Annotated in this window: 15 protein-coding genes and 1 pseudogene; 6 read left to right on the plus strand and 10 right to left on the minus strand. The window is 64.3% G+C overall.

Annotated elements, in window-relative coordinates:
• Window positions 1-222, plus strand: a 222-nt coding sequence (locus VGH54_RS03640) for a hypothetical protein (protein WP_331510574.1), incomplete at its 5' end; no start/stop codon positions are given.
• A 172-nt stretch (window positions 223-394) separates the two neighbouring features.
• Here VGH54_RS03640 and VGH54_RS03645 read toward each other — a convergent pair.
• Genes VGH54_RS03645 through VGH54_RS03655 form a run of 3 tightly spaced genes read right to left on the minus strand, consistent with a single transcriptional unit; the run spans window position 395 to window position 2265 of the window.
• On the minus strand, window positions 395-787 hold the full coding sequence (locus tag VGH54_RS03645) for a hypothetical protein (protein WP_331510575.1): 393 nt from the start codon (window positions 785-787) through the stop codon (window positions 395-397).
• Window positions 788-847: 60 nt separating this feature from the next.
• Window positions 848-1321 carry a hypothetical protein gene (locus tag VGH54_RS03650; protein ID WP_331510576.1) on the minus strand — a complete coding sequence of 158 codons (474 nt, stop codon included), beginning with the start codon at window positions 1319-1321 and terminating at the stop codon, window positions 848-850.
• A gap of 14 nt (window positions 1322-1335) precedes the next feature.
• Window positions 1336-2265: an LLM class F420-dependent oxidoreductase gene (locus tag VGH54_RS03655; protein ID WP_331510577.1), complete on the minus strand. Its 930-nt coding sequence runs from the start codon at window positions 2263-2265 to the stop codon at window positions 1336-1338.
• 77 nt (window positions 2266-2342) lie between these two features.
• Here VGH54_RS03655 and VGH54_RS03660 point away from each other — a divergent pair, with 77 nt between their 5' ends.
• From VGH54_RS03660 to VGH54_RS03670, 3 genes are all read left to right on the plus strand, one after another.
• Window positions 2343-2957 (plus strand): dihydrofolate reductase family protein, encoded by a 615-nt coding sequence (locus tag VGH54_RS03660; protein ID WP_331510578.1) that lies wholly within the window; start codon window positions 2343-2345, stop codon window positions 2955-2957.
• Between the two features lie 39 nt (window positions 2958-2996).
• Window positions 2997-3650, plus strand: coding sequence for a DUF1345 domain-containing protein (locus VGH54_RS03665; RefSeq protein ID WP_331510579.1), 654 nt, complete (start codon window positions 2997-2999; stop codon window positions 3648-3650).
• Between the two features lie 299 nt (window positions 3651-3949).
• Window positions 3950-4465 carry a C39 family peptidase gene (locus VGH54_RS03670; RefSeq protein WP_331510588.1) on the plus strand — a complete coding sequence of 172 codons (516 nt, stop codon included), beginning with the start codon at window positions 3950-3952 and terminating at the stop codon, window positions 4463-4465.
• A gap of 102 nt (window positions 4466-4567) precedes the next feature.
• Here VGH54_RS03670 and VGH54_RS03675 read toward each other — a convergent pair whose 3' ends face one another.
• Window positions 4568-5068 (minus strand): hypothetical protein, encoded by a 501-nt coding sequence (locus VGH54_RS03675; protein ID WP_331510580.1) that lies wholly within the window; start codon window positions 5066-5068, stop codon window positions 4568-4570.
• A 560-nt stretch (window positions 5069-5628) separates the two neighbouring features.
• On the opposite strand from VGH54_RS03675, the gene VGH54_RS03680 reads away from it, so the two are divergent.
• The gene (locus tag VGH54_RS03680; protein ID WP_331510581.1) at window positions 5629-6948 is read left to right on the plus strand and encodes a serine hydrolase domain-containing protein; all 1320 of its coding nucleotides are present in this window, start codon (window positions 5629-5631) and stop codon (window positions 6946-6948) included.
• Window positions 6949-7026: 78 nt separating this feature from the next.
• Here the strand turns inward: VGH54_RS03680 and VGH54_RS03685 are convergent, their stop codons facing one another.
• From VGH54_RS03685 to VGH54_RS03710, 6 genes and pseudogenes are all read right to left on the minus strand, one after another.
• Window positions 7027-7593 carry a hypothetical protein gene (locus VGH54_RS03685; RefSeq protein ID WP_331510582.1) on the minus strand — a complete coding sequence of 189 codons (567 nt, stop codon included), beginning with the start codon at window positions 7591-7593 and terminating at the stop codon, window positions 7027-7029.
• Between the two features lie 53 nt (window positions 7594-7646).
• Window positions 7647-9340 (minus strand): annotated as a pseudogene (locus VGH54_RS03690) (sulfatase-like hydrolase/transferase).
• A gap of 23 nt (window positions 9341-9363) precedes the next feature.
• Window positions 9364-9819 (minus strand): PPOX class F420-dependent oxidoreductase, encoded by a 456-nt coding sequence (locus VGH54_RS03695; RefSeq protein ID WP_331510583.1) that lies wholly within the window; start codon window positions 9817-9819, stop codon window positions 9364-9366.
• 196 nt (window positions 9820-10015) lie between these two features.
• Window positions 10016-11476 carry an aldehyde dehydrogenase family protein gene (locus VGH54_RS03700; RefSeq protein WP_331510584.1) on the minus strand — a complete coding sequence of 487 codons (1461 nt, stop codon included), beginning with the start codon at window positions 11474-11476 and terminating at the stop codon, window positions 10016-10018.
• 139 nt (window positions 11477-11615) lie between these two features.
• A complete protein-coding gene (locus VGH54_RS03705) occupies window positions 11616-12275 on the minus strand; it encodes an enoyl-CoA hydratase-related protein (protein ID WP_331510585.1) in 660 nt (219 codons plus the stop codon).
• Window positions 12276-12286: 11 nt separating this feature from the next.
• Window positions 12287-13762 carry an amino acid permease gene (locus VGH54_RS03710; RefSeq protein ID WP_331510586.1) on the minus strand — a complete coding sequence of 492 codons (1476 nt, stop codon included), beginning with the start codon at window positions 13760-13762 and terminating at the stop codon, window positions 12287-12289.
• Window positions 13763-14025: 263 nt separating this feature from the next.
• Between VGH54_RS03710 and dnaK the strand changes: the two genes are divergently transcribed.
• Window positions 14026-15314, plus strand: a 1289-nt coding sequence (gene dnaK, locus VGH54_RS03715; protein ID WP_331510587.1) for a molecular chaperone DnaK, incomplete at its 3' end; no start/stop codon positions are given.

The following is a 15314-nucleotide window of genomic DNA, read 5'->3' on the forward strand; positions in this document are numbered from 1 at the left end:
GGCAAATTGCTTCGCCACCGATGTCGCCGAGGCTCTTGCGGCGTCCAGGTTGCGGTGTCCTGTGGCGGCGCGGGTTCGATCGTCTCGGTCGAGGTGTCCGTCGTGGTTGGAGTCGTCGACGACGGGCTGGTTGTGTGGGAGGACGTCGTGGTCGACGAGTGCGTCGTGGCCGGCGTTGGTGCGCCGCCCCCGCCGCCCCTGGCCAGGATGGCCAGGCCGTAAATGATGATCGCGACCAGTATCACCACCGCGAGGCCCCACAGGGCCAGAACCCATCGTTTGAGGTACCAGGGCGATGGGCTTTCCGTGATGCTGAAGCGTTCTGTCTCGTCGATGTTCGCGTTGCCCCCTGAAAAACCGTCGACGTCATACGTCGGTCGATCGCCGCCCACCGCTAAGGCGTCCCGCCGTCGTGGTGATGGTGGTGGTGGCCCTCGTCGATGCTGGTGCTGGTCGGCGGGAAGGTCATGGTGGTCGTTGAAGCCGGAGCGAGGGGCTCGGTACTCGTCGGTGCCTCGGTCGTGGTGGGCGTCGTGACCCCGGTGGATGTCGTTGGCGATGTGGGGGTTTGCGTCGTCCCGCCGCTTCCGCGGGTCTGGTCGGCGAGATAGTAGAGAACCAGTCCGAGCAGGATCGTGGCGAAAAGGCCCAAGGCGACCAGCACAATCGGAATGCGATACCACGGCTGCCGGTGCTTGGGCTCGGGCCCATCATCGCCGGAGTCGCTGTAGTCGTAGTAACCGGTCGGCGCTTCGCTCGGGTCGTCTGGAGGTCCGTAGCCCGTCACGTGCTCCAATCCTAGCCGTGGATTCTGGAAGCTTGCCGGGAAGGCTCAAGCGGCCGCGCTCTAGAAGAAGCCGTGCGGCAGGTGCGGCAAGTGGAAGTGGTGGTGCTCTCGCGGCGGCTCAGATGGGCCCGGGGAGTACGTGTTCTGCGGCGGCGCCTGTTCGGGCGTCTGTTCAGGCGTCTGCGGGGGCGGCGCCTCGCTGCTTGACGACGGAGTCGTCGTCGGGGAGGTGGACGACGACTGGGTGTGCGAGGTGGAGGGCGTGGTGGTGACCGGCCCACCGCCCTCGCCCTGGGACAGCTCGACGAGGCCGTAGATGATCAACGTGACCAGGAGTGCGAGCGCCAGCGCCCATAAGGCCCGCAACACGCGATTGCGGTACCACGGGGCCGGCGCGAAGTCGCGTTCAGCGGAGTCGGCGGCCTCGTCGGCCCGGTCCGACTCGTCGTCGCGAACCGGCTGCAGCGAACCGTCAGGGCCGTACTCGGCCATCCGGGTCGGCTGTTCGCTCGGGTCGTCGGGAACGCCTGTCACGCCCCGATGCTACGTCAGAGCTGTCGCTGCACCTCGTCGGCGAAAAGCTGCAGGTGCTCGAGGTCGGACAGGTCCAGCAGCTGGAGATACACCCGCTGCACGCCAATTTCGGTGAACGGTCCGAGCTGGTCGACGATCTGGGCGGGCGTGCCCGCCAGCGGCGAGTTGGACCGCAGTTCGTCGACCTCGCGTCCGATAGCGGTGGCCCGTCGGGCGATCTCCGCGTCGTCGCGTCCGGCACAGACCACGAAGGCGGCTGAGTACGTCATCGAATCGGCGGGCCGGCCGACCGCGTCGACGGCGTCGCGGACCCGCGCGAACTGCGTCTTGATGGTGTCCAGCGGCTCGAACGGCACGTTGAACTCGTCGGCGAACGTCGCGGCCAGCTGTGGCGTCCGCTTGGCGCCCGTCCCGCCGATGATGATCGGCGGATGGGGCTGTTGCACCGGCTTGGGCAGCGCGGGTGAATCGTTGACCGCGTAGTGGGCCCCGGCGTAGTCGAAGGTTTCACCGACCGGCGCGGTCCACAGGCCGGTGATCAGCTCGAGCTGCTCGGTGAGCCGGGCAAATCGCTCGCGCAGCGGTGGGAACGGGATCGCGTAGGCCAGGTGTTCCTTTTCGAACCAGCCGGTGCCGATTCCGAGTTCGACTCGCCCGTTGCTCATGTCGTCGACCTGGGCCACCGAGATGGCCAGTGGTCCGGGGTAGCGGAATGTCGCCGACGTGACCAGGGTGCCCAGCCGGATCGACGACGTCTCCCGGGCGATGCCGCCCAACGTCACCCAGGAGTCGGTCGGGCCGGGCCGGCCGTCGCCGCTCATCGCCAGGTAATGATCGGACCGGAAGAACGCCGAGAACCCCAACGATTCGGCGGCTTGCGCGACCGCCAGCTGGTGGGAGTAGCTGGCGCCCTGCTGCGGTTCAACGAATACCCGAAAGTCCACGAGCGCCAGACTATGCCGAGTTGCGCAGCGCGGCGTGCCCCCGATGAGTATCGACTGGAGCCGGAGTCTGTGTAGAGGTGAGCAGAACCAATCTTTCGATGTCGATATCCGCCGACGGCTACGTCGCGGGGCCCGGTCAATGTCAGGAGCACCCGCTCGGTGTCGGCGGTGAAGCCTTGCACGACTGGCACCTCGGCGACACCAAAGATCATCCGGTCAATAGGCAGGTGATCTCGGAGATGTTGGACGGCATGGGGGCAACGATCATGGGCCGCAACATGTTCGGCCCGGTTCGCGGGCCGTGGGGCAACTCGGATTGGCAGGGGTGGTGGGGTGATACACCGCCGTATCACTGCCCGGTCTTTGTGCTGACCCACCACAAGCACGACCCGATCGAGTTGCAGGGCGGGACGACGTTTCATTTCGTCACCGACGGGATCGAGGCCGCGTACGCCCAGGCCGTGGCCGCGGCAGGTGGTCGCTCGATCTCGATCGCGGGGGGAGCCTCGTGTGCCCGGCAAGCGATCGCGGCGGGCGTCGTCGACGAGATCGACCTTCAGGTGAACCCGGTGATCCTGGGCTCGGGTGAGCGCCTCCTCGACGGCTTGGAGGCAGGCAGGCCCGCCCTGGAACTCGACCGGGTGCTGAACGCCCCGGGCGTTGTTCACCTGCGCTACCGCGTTATTCGATGAACTGCGCCGACCGACCGCATAGGTGGTTAGGTCAGCGGTGTGAATTCCCTCGCGAAGTTGTTCCGCGACACCGTCGCGGTCCGGATCTTGGTCTCGGCGGTGCTTGGAGTCGTCGTTGCTCTGGTGGTCGGCAACACGGTCGGCTGGCGATTCGCGCTGGCCGGTTGGGTGGCCGCTGCGGCGCTGTATGTGGTGTGGACGGAGCGCATCCTGAGCGGAATGGACGCTGAGCAGACGTGCGGGTGGGTGACGCGGGAGGACCCGACCCGGTGGGTCGCCGACGTGGTCATCCTGACCGCGAGCATCGCGAGCCTGGGTGGGGTCGGTTACGTGGTGGCCGCTGGATCGAAGTTATCCGGCAGCGGCGCTGTCGAAGCCGCCATCGTCGGCATCCTGACTGTCGGCGCCTCGTGGTTTGCGGTGCACACCCTTTTCACTGTGCATTACGCGCGGCTCTATTATTTAGATGAACCGGGCGGCATCAACTTTCATGATCCGAATCCGCCCCGCTTCCGGGATTTCGCCTACCTCGCCTACACCGTCGGGATGACCTTTCAGGTCTCCGACACCGAGATCGAGTTGACGGCCATCAGGGCGACGGTGCTGCGCCACGCGTTGCTGTCCTACCTGCTCGGCGCGGTGGTCCTCGCGGTGACGATCAACTTGATCGCCGGGCTTGGCTCCAGAATCTGATTCTGCCCAATAAAGATTCCGAAACGTCGCGTGGCGATACAGCCTTTTCGCCACATCTCGATCAATGATGCCCATAGGGCTATTCCAGAGCCTTTTTATATGCGAAATACGCCGCCGCGGCGTCCCGGGGAAAGGCGCCCATGACGAGCACCTTGAGGGCCGAGGTCGCCGCCGCCACGCGAATCGTCGGGATCGTGGCTCTATTGTGCGCAGTTGGCGCTCCGTCGTTGGTCGCATCGGCAGCTGTAGTCCACGCCGACCCAGCCACTACTGTCCCAAATGCGAGGCACGTGCTCGGCATGTACGGCGACCCTTCTGCCGCCGCGCCATACTGGCGCCAGCAACACTCTTCCGACTGCGGGGAGATGGCGGTGGCTGATGTGGTCGGCCAGATCACCGGCCATGAGCCCACCGAGCAACAGATCACCGACTTGGCCAAGAGCACGCCGAGCACGGCAGGTGCCGGATCGATCTGGAACCCCCCAGCCGACACCGATATCCGAGACCTGCCGGTGCTGCTCGCGCACTACGGGATCGAGGCCGATAACATCCAGACCAGCATCAACGCGCTGGAACAGGATTTGGCCGAAAAGCGCAGGGTCATAGTCATACTCAACGCCGAAACCCTCTGGAACCGGCCTGGCAAACGCAACGCGGCGAACCACTTCGTCGTTGTCACCGGCATGGAGCCCAGAGCCGGTGTGGTGCACCTCAACGACAGCGGCGTCACGAACGGCCGCGACGAGCAGGTTCCCATCGCCACCTTCGAGCAGGCCTGGGCCCCTAATCGCAACTCGGCAATCGTGACGAAGTGAAGGGCAGCTTCTGGCCACGCGGTTGGTTGTGATGCTTGGCGCAAGATGCCCCAAGCTTTGCTGCGGACCAACTGCGGACTGATATGCCCCACCCGATACCGGTTATGCGCGCTCGGCTGTCGTATCCATCTCGATCCAGCCCTGGCACGGGCCGCTCAAGATGTCGGTGTGCATGACACCGGCAAGTGTTCCATTGGCTTGGGGCGTGTAACGCACATTGGATCGGGCCGGACTCCATTGGATCGTCGTGTCGGGCATCATGCAGTCCCACTGGAAATCGCTGACTTGCGTCCAGGACGACCCGTCCCAGGTGAATTGCACCGGTTGCGGAACCGTCGGATTGCTCGGCGGAGGGCCGCTGACGATCGTGGCGATGCACTTTCCGCTCGTACAGCTGGAGCGGAATCCGTAGGTCTCGGTGTGCTGGCTCTCAGGCTGACTGGCCGCCACGCTGGTCCCATCTTTGGGACCAACCATGAATGTGATCGCGTACTCGCCGTTCCAGGACGGAGTGTCTGCGGAGGCAGTTTGCGGAAGCGACAGGGCGATCGCGAGCGGCGCGGCGCACAAACCGACGAGAGTGCTCAGACAGTCTGGGGCCATGGCTTTGTCCTCTCGGCTCGCAACGCCTTTCGCGGGACCACTGCGTTGCGATTACGGCATACTCACCCGGATGCCGCCGAATGCGGCGCACTATGCGGAAGACGATGTTGGGGAAGGTAAGTCAGTCGATGTCTACCCCCGGTGATCGGGCTATTGCGCGCCACCCGCGCGCCGGATCGCAGCGGCGATATGGCGCATGCTGGCTAGTGGTGACACGATGTCGGCGTAAGCGATGCTCATGACGGTAGCAGGGCCATATTCACGGCGATGACATGACCGCAACAGAGTTCCGGTGCGGGTCGTGTAGCGCCGAGAAGTACAAGCAAGAGACGGTGCCATCTGTGCGCAAAGCAATTGCTGTTGGAGTTGTCTTGCTTACCCTCGCGGCCGCTTCCTCGTGTGGCTATGCAGCGCACACAGCGGTGAGGGACCGCGCGCAGCCGGCGCCGGCGGTCGTTGCGGTTCCCGCGCCGACGCCGACGCGACATTCGGCTCTTGCGCCTGCGTCGCCGGCGCCCGATGCGGCTCCGGTACCGGACTTCGCAACGGTCTCCAAGCTGATGAACGATGCGATTGCGGCAGGAACGGCGCCAGGCGGCGTGGTGCTGATCGGGCATGGTGGCAAGGTCGTCTTCCATCAGGCTTATGGCTCACGCAAGCATGCCGGCGAACCGGGGCTAGATGGATCGCCCGCACCTGCAGAGCAGATGACCGAAGACACGATCTTCGACATAGCGTCGTTGACGAAGTGCCTCGCCACGGCGACTGCCGTCATGCAGCTTTACGAACACGGCAAGGTTCAGTTCGACGATCCTGTGCAGAAGTACTTGCCTGACTTCAACGCTGGAAACGACCCACAGCGTGCAAAGGTGACGGTTCGCATGTTGCTGACGCACACTTCAGGCGAACCGGAAGACGTGCGGCTCGACGATCCGTGGGGACTGGACGGAGCCGATAAATCAGAAGGCATCCGCCGTGCCCTCACCACGCCGCTGGAGTCGCCTCCCGGCGAGTATTTCAACTACGCCGACATCAACTTCATTCTGCTTGGCGCGCTGATCGAGAAACTCACCGGCGAGCCAGAAGACGTTTACGTTCAGCGGAATGTCTTTGCGCCACTTGGCATGGAAGAAACTCGCTATCTTCCCCCGGCCAAAGCATGTGGCCCACATGTGATGCGCGGATCTGCGATTTCCTGGGCGCCTGCGCCAATTGGCGGCATGCCGGGCGTTTGTCCTGCGGGCGCGTGGAGTACGAGTCTGTTGTCGCGCATCGCACCGACGACACATGACGACGAAAGCAGGAACGATCCGGGCAAAAATCCCGATTTTGATTTCCTGCTGCGGGGCGTTGTGTTCGACCCGACGACGCGCCGCATGGGGGGAGTGGCCGGGCATGCCGGTGTGTTCTCGACGGCGCACGATGTCAGCACCTATGCGCAGGCCCTACTTGATCGGCTCGCGGGCCGCCCGAGCAAGTTCCCGCTGACGCAAGCGACGCTGGAATTGATGACAACTCCTGAGCAGCCCGGACATACCGCGGAACAAGTCGAGGCAGCCAACAATGCCACCCGAGAAGCGATCGCGAAGGCACCAAACACATATGATCCGCTGCTCGCTCCGCGCTATCCGGCGATCAGGGGACAAAACCTGCGTGGCTTCGGCTGGGATATCGATACCGCCTATTCCGGCACGCGAGGCATGATCTTTCCCATTGGCAGCTTCGGCCACACCGGCTTTACCGGAACCTCGCTGTGGATGGACCCGGGCTCGGATACCTACGTCATTCTGTTCACGAGCGCGATCGACCCGCGAGACGATCCACCGATCGCGTATCTGCGAGGTGATGTTGCTACGGCGGCAGCCCGGGCCCTGCGCTGAGCAACGCGTCATCGTTCACGACTGCGGCCGGCCCCGGAAATCGCGCCGTACTCGACATAGGATACGCCGCGTGGTCGGCTAAAACGTCTCTACATTTTCGATGCTGACGAACATGCCGTGGCCGGTGTGCGCGTTGGTGAATCGGGTTCCGCTTTCGCTGGCCGCGATCGTCCAGCCCTCCGCGTCGTAGGTCTGGTAATCGATGGGGACGGTGGGGATGTCGCCGAGGTTTCCGAGCACCCATTGCACGTCGCCGCTCGCGGTGATGTTGACCCCGTTGGCCCGCTCGCCGTCCTGCATCGGTGAGTTGGTGAACTGCGCCTCGCAGCCGACGCTGTCGCTGTCGATCTGGCAGCGGGTCTGGCCGGATTTGGTCTCGATGAAGACGTGGCCGCTGCCGTCGGGTTGCAGCGGGATCGCGCCGGCCGGCGGGTTGGCGCTCGGCGATGCGGGCCGCGACGGGGTCGGGGACGGAATCGACGGGTTGGCTTTCGGGAACGACGGCTCGGTGGGCCCGGCACCCGGGTTGGCCACCGGGTTGCCCTGCGTCGTGGAGTGGCATCCGCTGAGCACGGCAGCGGCCAGCAGCAGACCGGCTACCAGCTGGCCGACTGCATGACAGGACTTCACCCCACGCGGAAACATCGCAAATGAAGCGTACGCATGGGTGGACTCGAACGATCGCAGTGACGCGCCGTTCAGCCCCCGTGAAGCGAGACCAGCTGCCGCATGTCCGCTAGCCCCTGTTCCTGGGCACCGGCCAACCGGGACGGCAACGGAGCCCGCACTTCTCTTATGACCTCGTGGTCGATCAGCGCCTGTAACTTCACCTCTTTGGTGTTGCGACCAGCCTGGTTGTCGATCTCCTGACGGCCCTCCGGGGTGGAGTAATCGTAGAGTTCACGCTCAATCGGCCGTGATTTGTCGGCATCCATGCCACCGGGCTTCCAGTACGAATAGGTCGCCAACTTCGCGTCATGGGTCCGCACGGCGACGATGTGGTTCGGCACCCAGGTCGGGATGTCGGTGGATACGTCCGTGCTCCCGAAGGTCTCGCGAATCAGTGGAGAATTCGTTACGCTCTCTATCTCCTCGACCGATACCTCGTCGGTGACGTGCGCGATCCACGGGCGGCCCGCCGCCCGCGCATTGGCTGCGATCGCCGCGAGGTCTGCACGATCAGCCAGATAGGCGTACCGCGGGTCGGAGCGCCAGCCGTTGCCGCCTGTGCCGATGGTCAACAGCAGCGGGGCGAGGTCGACGCTGGAGGTGAGTTGCCTGCGGGTGTCGCCCGGCATCGGGGTCAAATGGCCATGCGGGTCGCGAATATAAAGCGGCACCCGGATGGCCTCCTCGTACGCGGTTGCGTTCTTGCCAACCAGACCGTGCGAGCCGCCGTATTCGCCGTGGTCGGACGTGAAGACCACAACGGTGTTCCGGTCGACATCAGGACGCGATGCCAATTTGTCGAGCACTCGGCCGATTTGGGTGTCCACCTGTTGTTGGAGCCACAGATACATATCCCGGAAGCGGGCCCACTCGGCGGACATCTCGGGACCCGAATACGACAGTGCCCTGCTCACCAGCGTTGACATCAAGTTCTGGTAGTCGATCTGCAGTTGCGGCTTGTTCCGCCGGTGCAGGTCGTACGGCGTCTCAAAGTTGACCGGCGCGAAGGGAAACCAGTGCGGAACGTCGTCGGGCAAAGGGTATATCGGCCACCAGCAGATGTCGTGTGGGTTCACTAGTGAGACGGTTGTGCACCACGGCCCACGGCCGGCACTGGTGTCGAACCATTCGTTGAATTGGTCGACGATGTTGGGATCCTCGCGGAGGCCCTGACTGGGCCCGCCGTTGGGCGACGGGAATGTGCCTCCGGAAAACCCGTGCGCCTCAAGGGCTTCGGCGCTCGTGTCGCCGGAAGGCCCGAGGTGCCACTTGCCCCACCACACGTTTTGTATCCCTGCTCGCGCAGCATGGTTCCCCAGGTTGGGAACTGCGGCGACAGGGTGGACGCGGTGGGCCCCGCGACGGTGAACTTGGTGGTGAATAGGCAACCGGTCTGGTGCGAGTAGAGCCCCGTGGTCATCACTCCGCGCGACGGCGTGCACGCGTTTGCGGCGGTGTAATGTGACGCGAAAGACACGCTATCGCGTTGCAGCCGTGCAACATTGGGCAGGATCGCGTTCAGTTTCGCCGGTTCCGGGAACCACTGCGGCGCACGCATCTGGTCGACGACGATCACCAGGATGTTGGGCTTGTTGCCGCCGGACGTGGACGAATCGCTACGGCCGGGTTTATGGAGCAACTCAGATCCGCCGACGCCGAGCGCCGTGACGCCCGTCGCCGCCGCAGCACCTGGCAGTTCCGTCCGCTGATTGATCGAAGCCATACTCTTCTATAGACGATCCCGGCCTACTGCGGGGGAAAACCGCCCGTCGCGACCGGTCCCCAGCGGCGCGGGGTCACACGGATCAGGCACTTGCGCTGGTCGAGCATCGCCCTGCGGTACTCGTCCCAGTCGGGGTGCTCGCCGGCGATCGCACGGTAATAGTCGACGAGCGATTCGACCGCCCCCGGCACGTCGATCACTTCGGCGTCCCCGTCGATCTGTACGTACGCGCCGTTGAACTCGTCGGAGAGTACGACCACGCTTGCCTTCGGGGTGCGCCGGATGTTGGCGCTCTTGGCGCGCTGCGGATAGCTCGCGATCACCACCCGGCCCTGCTCGTCGACACCGCCGGTCACGGGCGAGCTCTGCAGCGAACCGTCCGCACGAAAGGTCGTCAGCACCATTCGGTGTCGGGGCCGGACGAAATCGAGCAACTCGGAAAGCCCGACTTCATCGGCCGTCGCAAATTTGGTAGCCATGCCTCCAACGTAACCGTGCGCGGGCCGCGACCCTCAGCTGTCACGTGCATCTCTAGCCGGGCGGCATCCGATCTGCCCGCCTCCGAGCGAAAGCAACAGAGGATTTCGCTCGGAGGCGGGCAAAAGGCTCACCGCTCCGAGCCGGCGATCACTGGGACAGATGCGACGAACCAGCGTCGCCGCCGCGGCCGAGCTATCACATCTGCGCCCAGACGATCTTGGTCTGCAGGTAGCCCTCGACGCCGGCCTTGCCCGATTCGTGGCCCCAACCGGACTGCTTATAGCCACCGAAGGGCATCGAGTGGTCGTAGGGGAAAGCGCAGTTGAGCCCGACGGTTCCGGCCTTGAGCCGCTTGGCCAATCGGTGGGAACGGCCAAGGTCTTTGGTCCACACCGTGGCGGCCAGCCCGTAGGTGCTGTTGTTGGCCAGCGCGACGGCCTCGTCCTCGTCCTCGAACGGCAGGATCGTGACGACCGGTCCGAAGATCTCTTCCTGGAACAGCCTGCTGGTGTCGGGGTCGAGGTTGGTGACCACGGTCGGGTGGACGAAGTAACCCTTGCGGTCGAGCCGGTGCCCGCCGGCGACGATCTCGGCGCCGTCGGATCTGCCTTGATCGAGGTAGCCCAGCACGCGGGTCAGCTGCTTCTGGCTGATCAGCGGGCCGCTCATGACGCCCTCTTCTTTGGGGGCGCCCATCTTCATGGCGTTGGCAACCATCGCCATGCCCTCTACGACCTGGTCGTAGACACCGCGCTGCACCAGAATGCGGGAGCCGCACACACAGGCCTGCCCGGAATGAACGAACGTGCCGAACGCCGACATCGGGATCGCCTTCTTCAGTTTCGCGTCGTCGAAGATCAGCACCGGTGACTTGCCGCCGAGCTCGAGGGTCACCTTGTTGAGGTTGCTGTCGGCCGAGGCGTGCACGATCGCCCGACCCACCTCCGTCGAACCGGTGAAGGCGACCTTCTCCACGTCGGGATGCGCGGTGATCGCCGCGCCGACGGTGTGGCCGTAACCGTTTACCAGGTTCGCCACCCCGTCGGGAACGCCCGCCTCGGCCAGGATCTGCATCAGCACGTGTGCTGAAAGTGGTGTCTCCTCAGCGGGTTTGACGACACTGTTGCAGCCGGCCGCCAGTGACGGCGCGAGCTTGGCGCAGAAGTTGAAGACCGGGCCGTTCCACGGGAAGATCAGCCCGACCACGCCGTAGGGTTCGCGCAGCGTGTAGGTGTGCATGTGCGAGTCGACCCCGGTCAGCCCGCCGGTGTTCACGTCGCGCGCGATGCCGTCGATCTTTGTGCACCAGCCCGCGTAGTAACGGAACCACTCTGCGCCGATCTTCACCTGCATCTCCGCTTGCGCGGGATACATTCCGCCGTTGAGCATTTCGAGCTCGGCGAGAAGCTCGGCGTTCTTGTCGATCAGTTCAGCGACGCGCCACAGGATCTTGGCGCGCTCGTAGTCGGGCTTCTGCGACCAGATCCCGGACTCGGCGCTGGCTTTCGCGCGCGCCACGGCCGCGTCGACGGCGTCGGGGCCGCAGTCGGTGAACTCGGCAATCTGTTCTTCGGTGGACGGATCGAAGACCGGGATGACGTCACCGGTCCCGGGTTGGTCGCGGATCTCGTCGAGTACAGCCTGCACCGTTGTCATGGGTCGTTCCTTCCCGCGTCGCTGCGAGGTCGTGGCGCGGCGTGGATCTATAAAAATAGAGTGCCGTCCGAGGCGTACGTTATGCGCCTCACCACGGGATGTCCAGACTTTTTGGGTGAAGCTAATTGCTCTGGGGCTCTTAAGTACTCGCGGTCAGCGCCTGTGCCGCGGCGCCGAACATCGTTTGCTTGATGGCCCCTAGCGTGCCCGGGTCCTTGCCGTCGAGCGGGCGCAGAATGTCGACGGCCGCGCCGGTCACGGCGCCCTCACCAGCGACGGCATCGACAATGCCCAGGGCCACGGCGTCATCGCCGCCGAAGCGGCGTCCGGTCGTCATCGAGGCGACCGCAGCCTGCGGGGTGAGCTTGGCCTGGATGATCGCGGCCATTCCGGGTGTGAAGGGGATGCGGATGTCCACCTCTGGAAAGCAGAAGAAGCCTCGGTCGGAGCGCATCACCCGGAAGTCGTGAGCGAGCGCCAGCATCGCCCCCGCGCCGAACGCGTGACCGACGACGGCCGCCGCGGTGGGTACGGGCAGGGTGAGGAACCGGGCCAGCATGCCCTGCACGCGTCCGACGTACCACGTCGTCTGATCCCCGTGCGCGGTCAGCCAATCCAGGTCCAGGCCGTTGGAGTAGAACTTGGCGCCGCCGGTGGTGACCAGCCCCTGGGCGCCCGAACCGACCAGTTCGTCGAGATGCGCGTCAACCGCGTCGAGAAACTCTGGGGAGAAACGGTTTTCGTCATCACCGAGATGCAGGATGGCGATCTTGTCTTCATAGCTCAGGCTGAGTCCCACGATTTCTTACTTTAGTCAGGTGCTAGGTCCGGCACATCATTGGTGTGGTCGACAACGTCGTCGGCCGCGGTCGCGACGCGGTCACGAACCAGGAACCAGCCGCCGATCAGGGCGGGAACAGCGGCCACCAGCGCCGCGATGACCCAGGGCCCCTTCTCCGGGTCGAGCGCCATCAGCACCAGCACGCCCACCAAGAAAATTAGCGTTGCATAGCCGCTGTACGGGGTCAGCGGCATCCGGAAATGCGGCCGCTGCAACGTTCCGGCCTTCACCTTCCGGTAAAACCGGAGTTGGCAGAGCACGATCGTTGCCCAGGCCGCGAGCACCCCGATAGCGGCGATGTTGAGCACGATTTCGAAGGCCTCGCTGGGCTTGACTGCGTTGAGCACGACGCCGAACAGTCCGATGACGGCGGTCAGCAGGATTCCGCCATACGGCACACCGCTTTTCGACATCCGCCCGGTGAACTTCGGGCCGCTGCCATTGACCGACATCGACCGCAGAATCCGGCCGGTGGAATACAGTCCGGCATTCAGGCTGGAGAACGCGGCGGTGAGAACGACCACGTTCATCAGCGTGCCGGCCCCGCTGAAACCGACGTGAGAGAAGAAGGTGACGAACGGGCTCTGGCCGTGCTTGTACATGGTGAAGGGGAGCAGCAGTGCCAGCAAAAGCACTGACCCGCAGTAGAAGACCGCGATCCGGGCGATCACCGAGTTGATCGCGCGTGGCATGACTTTCTCCGGATCCGCGGTTTCTCCCGCCGCGGTGCCGACCAGTTCGACTGCGGCGTAAGCGAATATCACCCCCGAGGTGACCAACACCAACGGCACCAGGCCGGTCGGCAAGAACCCGCCGTGGTCGGCCCATATGCTGGGCCCGGTGGTCTTTCCTTCGATCTTGAAGCGGCCGGCCAGGAAGACGATTCCGACGACCAGGAAAGTCGTCAGGGCCACCACTTTGATCATTGCCGCCCAGAACTCGAATTCGCCGAAGGCCTTCACCGAGATCAGGTTGACCGATACCACGGCTGCCAGGGCGATCAGTGCGAGCGTCCACTGCGGGACGGCCTGGAACGCGGTCCAATAGTGGAAGTAGCTCGCAATCGCGGTGCTGTCCACGATGGCCGCCATCGCCCAGTTCAGGAAGTACATCCAGCCCGCAACGAAAGCCGCTTTCTCGCCGAAGAATTCGCGAGCGTAGGAGACGAAGGAGCCCGATGCCGGGCGATGCAGCACCAATTCGCCGAGGGCGCGCAGGATCAAGAAGACGAACCCGCCGCAGATCCCGTAAACCAGGAACAAACCGGGACCTGCGGATGCCAGCCGTGCTCCGGCGCCCATGAACAGCCCGGTGCCGATGGCGCCGCCGATCGCGATCATCTGCATCTGGCGATTGCTGAGATCGTGGTGATAACCCGCGTCTTCGCGGGCTAGCGCAGCGGAATTATCGGCAGCCGGGTCGTGCGCGCTGGGCGGCGGTGGCATTGAGTTCCTATCGTCGTGGTGCAATGCTGCGGCGCCGGGCACGACCGCTTCAGGAGTTGGTTTGCGAAACTATCCCACGGTGTGATGTCCGCCTCAACCGATCGGGAACAAACTCTTGGGTGCTCTCGTTGAGCACTCTGACAACCTTGAGTGATATAGACTCAACCTTGGTTTGACAGCGGTACGCCGCAGAGGGCAATGTTGAGCGAGGTTCACTCAGCAGCGTAGTGCATACGAAGCTCGATTATCAGGGAGGATTCACCATGGCTCGTGCGGTCGGTATCGACCTCGGGACCACCAACTCCGTCGTCGCAGTTCTCGAGGGTGGCGACCCCGTCGTCGTCGCCAACTCAGAGGGTGCAAGGACGACTCCGTCCGTCGTGGCGTTCGCGCGCAACGGCGAGGTGCTGGTTGGCCAGCCCGCCAAGAACCAGGCGGTGACCAACGTCGACCGCACCATTCGTTCGGTCAAGCGGCATATGGGCACCGACTGGTCGGTGGAGATTGATGGAAAGAAATACACCGCGCAGGAGATCAGCGCGCGCGTTCTGCAGAAGCTGAAGCGCGACGCCGAAAGCTACCTCGGTGAGGACATCACCGACGCCGTGATCACCGTGCCTGCGTACTTCAACGACGCCCAGCGTCAGGCCACCAAGGAGGCCGGCCAGATCGCCGGTCTGAACGTGCTGCGGATCGTCAACGAGCCGACCGCGGCCGCACTGGCCTACGGCCTGGACAAGGGTGAGAAGGAACAGACCATCCTGGTCTTCGACCTCGGCGGTGGCACCTTCGACGTGTCGTTGCTGGAGATCGGCGACGGTGTCGTGGAGGTCCGCGCGACCTCCGGTGACAACCACCTCGGTGGTGACGACTGGGACGACCGGATCGTCACCTGGCTGGTGGACAAGTTCAAGGGCAGTGCGGGCATCGACCTCACCAAGGACAAGATGGCCATGCAGCGGCTGCGGGAAGCGGCCGAGAAGGCCAAGATCGAACTGAGCTCGAGTCAGAGCACGTCGATCAACTTGCCGTACATCACCGTTGACGCCGACAAGAACCCGCTGTTCCTCGACGAGCAGCTGACGCGCGCCGAGTTCCAGAAGATCACTCAGGATCTGCTCGACCGCACGCGGCAGCCGTTCCAGTCGGTGATCAAGGACGCCGGTATCGCGGTGTCGGAGATCGACCACGTCGTGCTGGTGGGTGGTTCCACCCGCATGCCCGCGGTGACCGAACTGGTCAAGGAGATGACCGGCGGCAAGGAGCCCAACAAGGGCGTCAACCCCGACGAGGTCGTCGCCGTGGGTGCCGCGCTGCAGGCCGGTGTGCTCAAGGGTGAGGTGAAAGACGTTCTGCTGCTTGATGTCACACCGCTGAGCCTTGGTATCGAAACCAAGGGTGGCGTGATGACCAAGCTGATCGAGCGCAACACCACCATCCCGACCAAGCGGTCGGAGACCTTCACCACGGCCGACGACAACCAGCCGTCGGTGCAGATTCAGGTCTTCCAGGGTGAGCGCGAAATCGCTTCGCACAACAAGCTGCTCGGCTC

Source organism: Mycobacterium sp., assembly GCF_036488105.1.
Taxonomy (GTDB): Bacteria; Actinomycetota; Actinomycetes; order Mycobacteriales; family Mycobacteriaceae; genus Mycobacterium.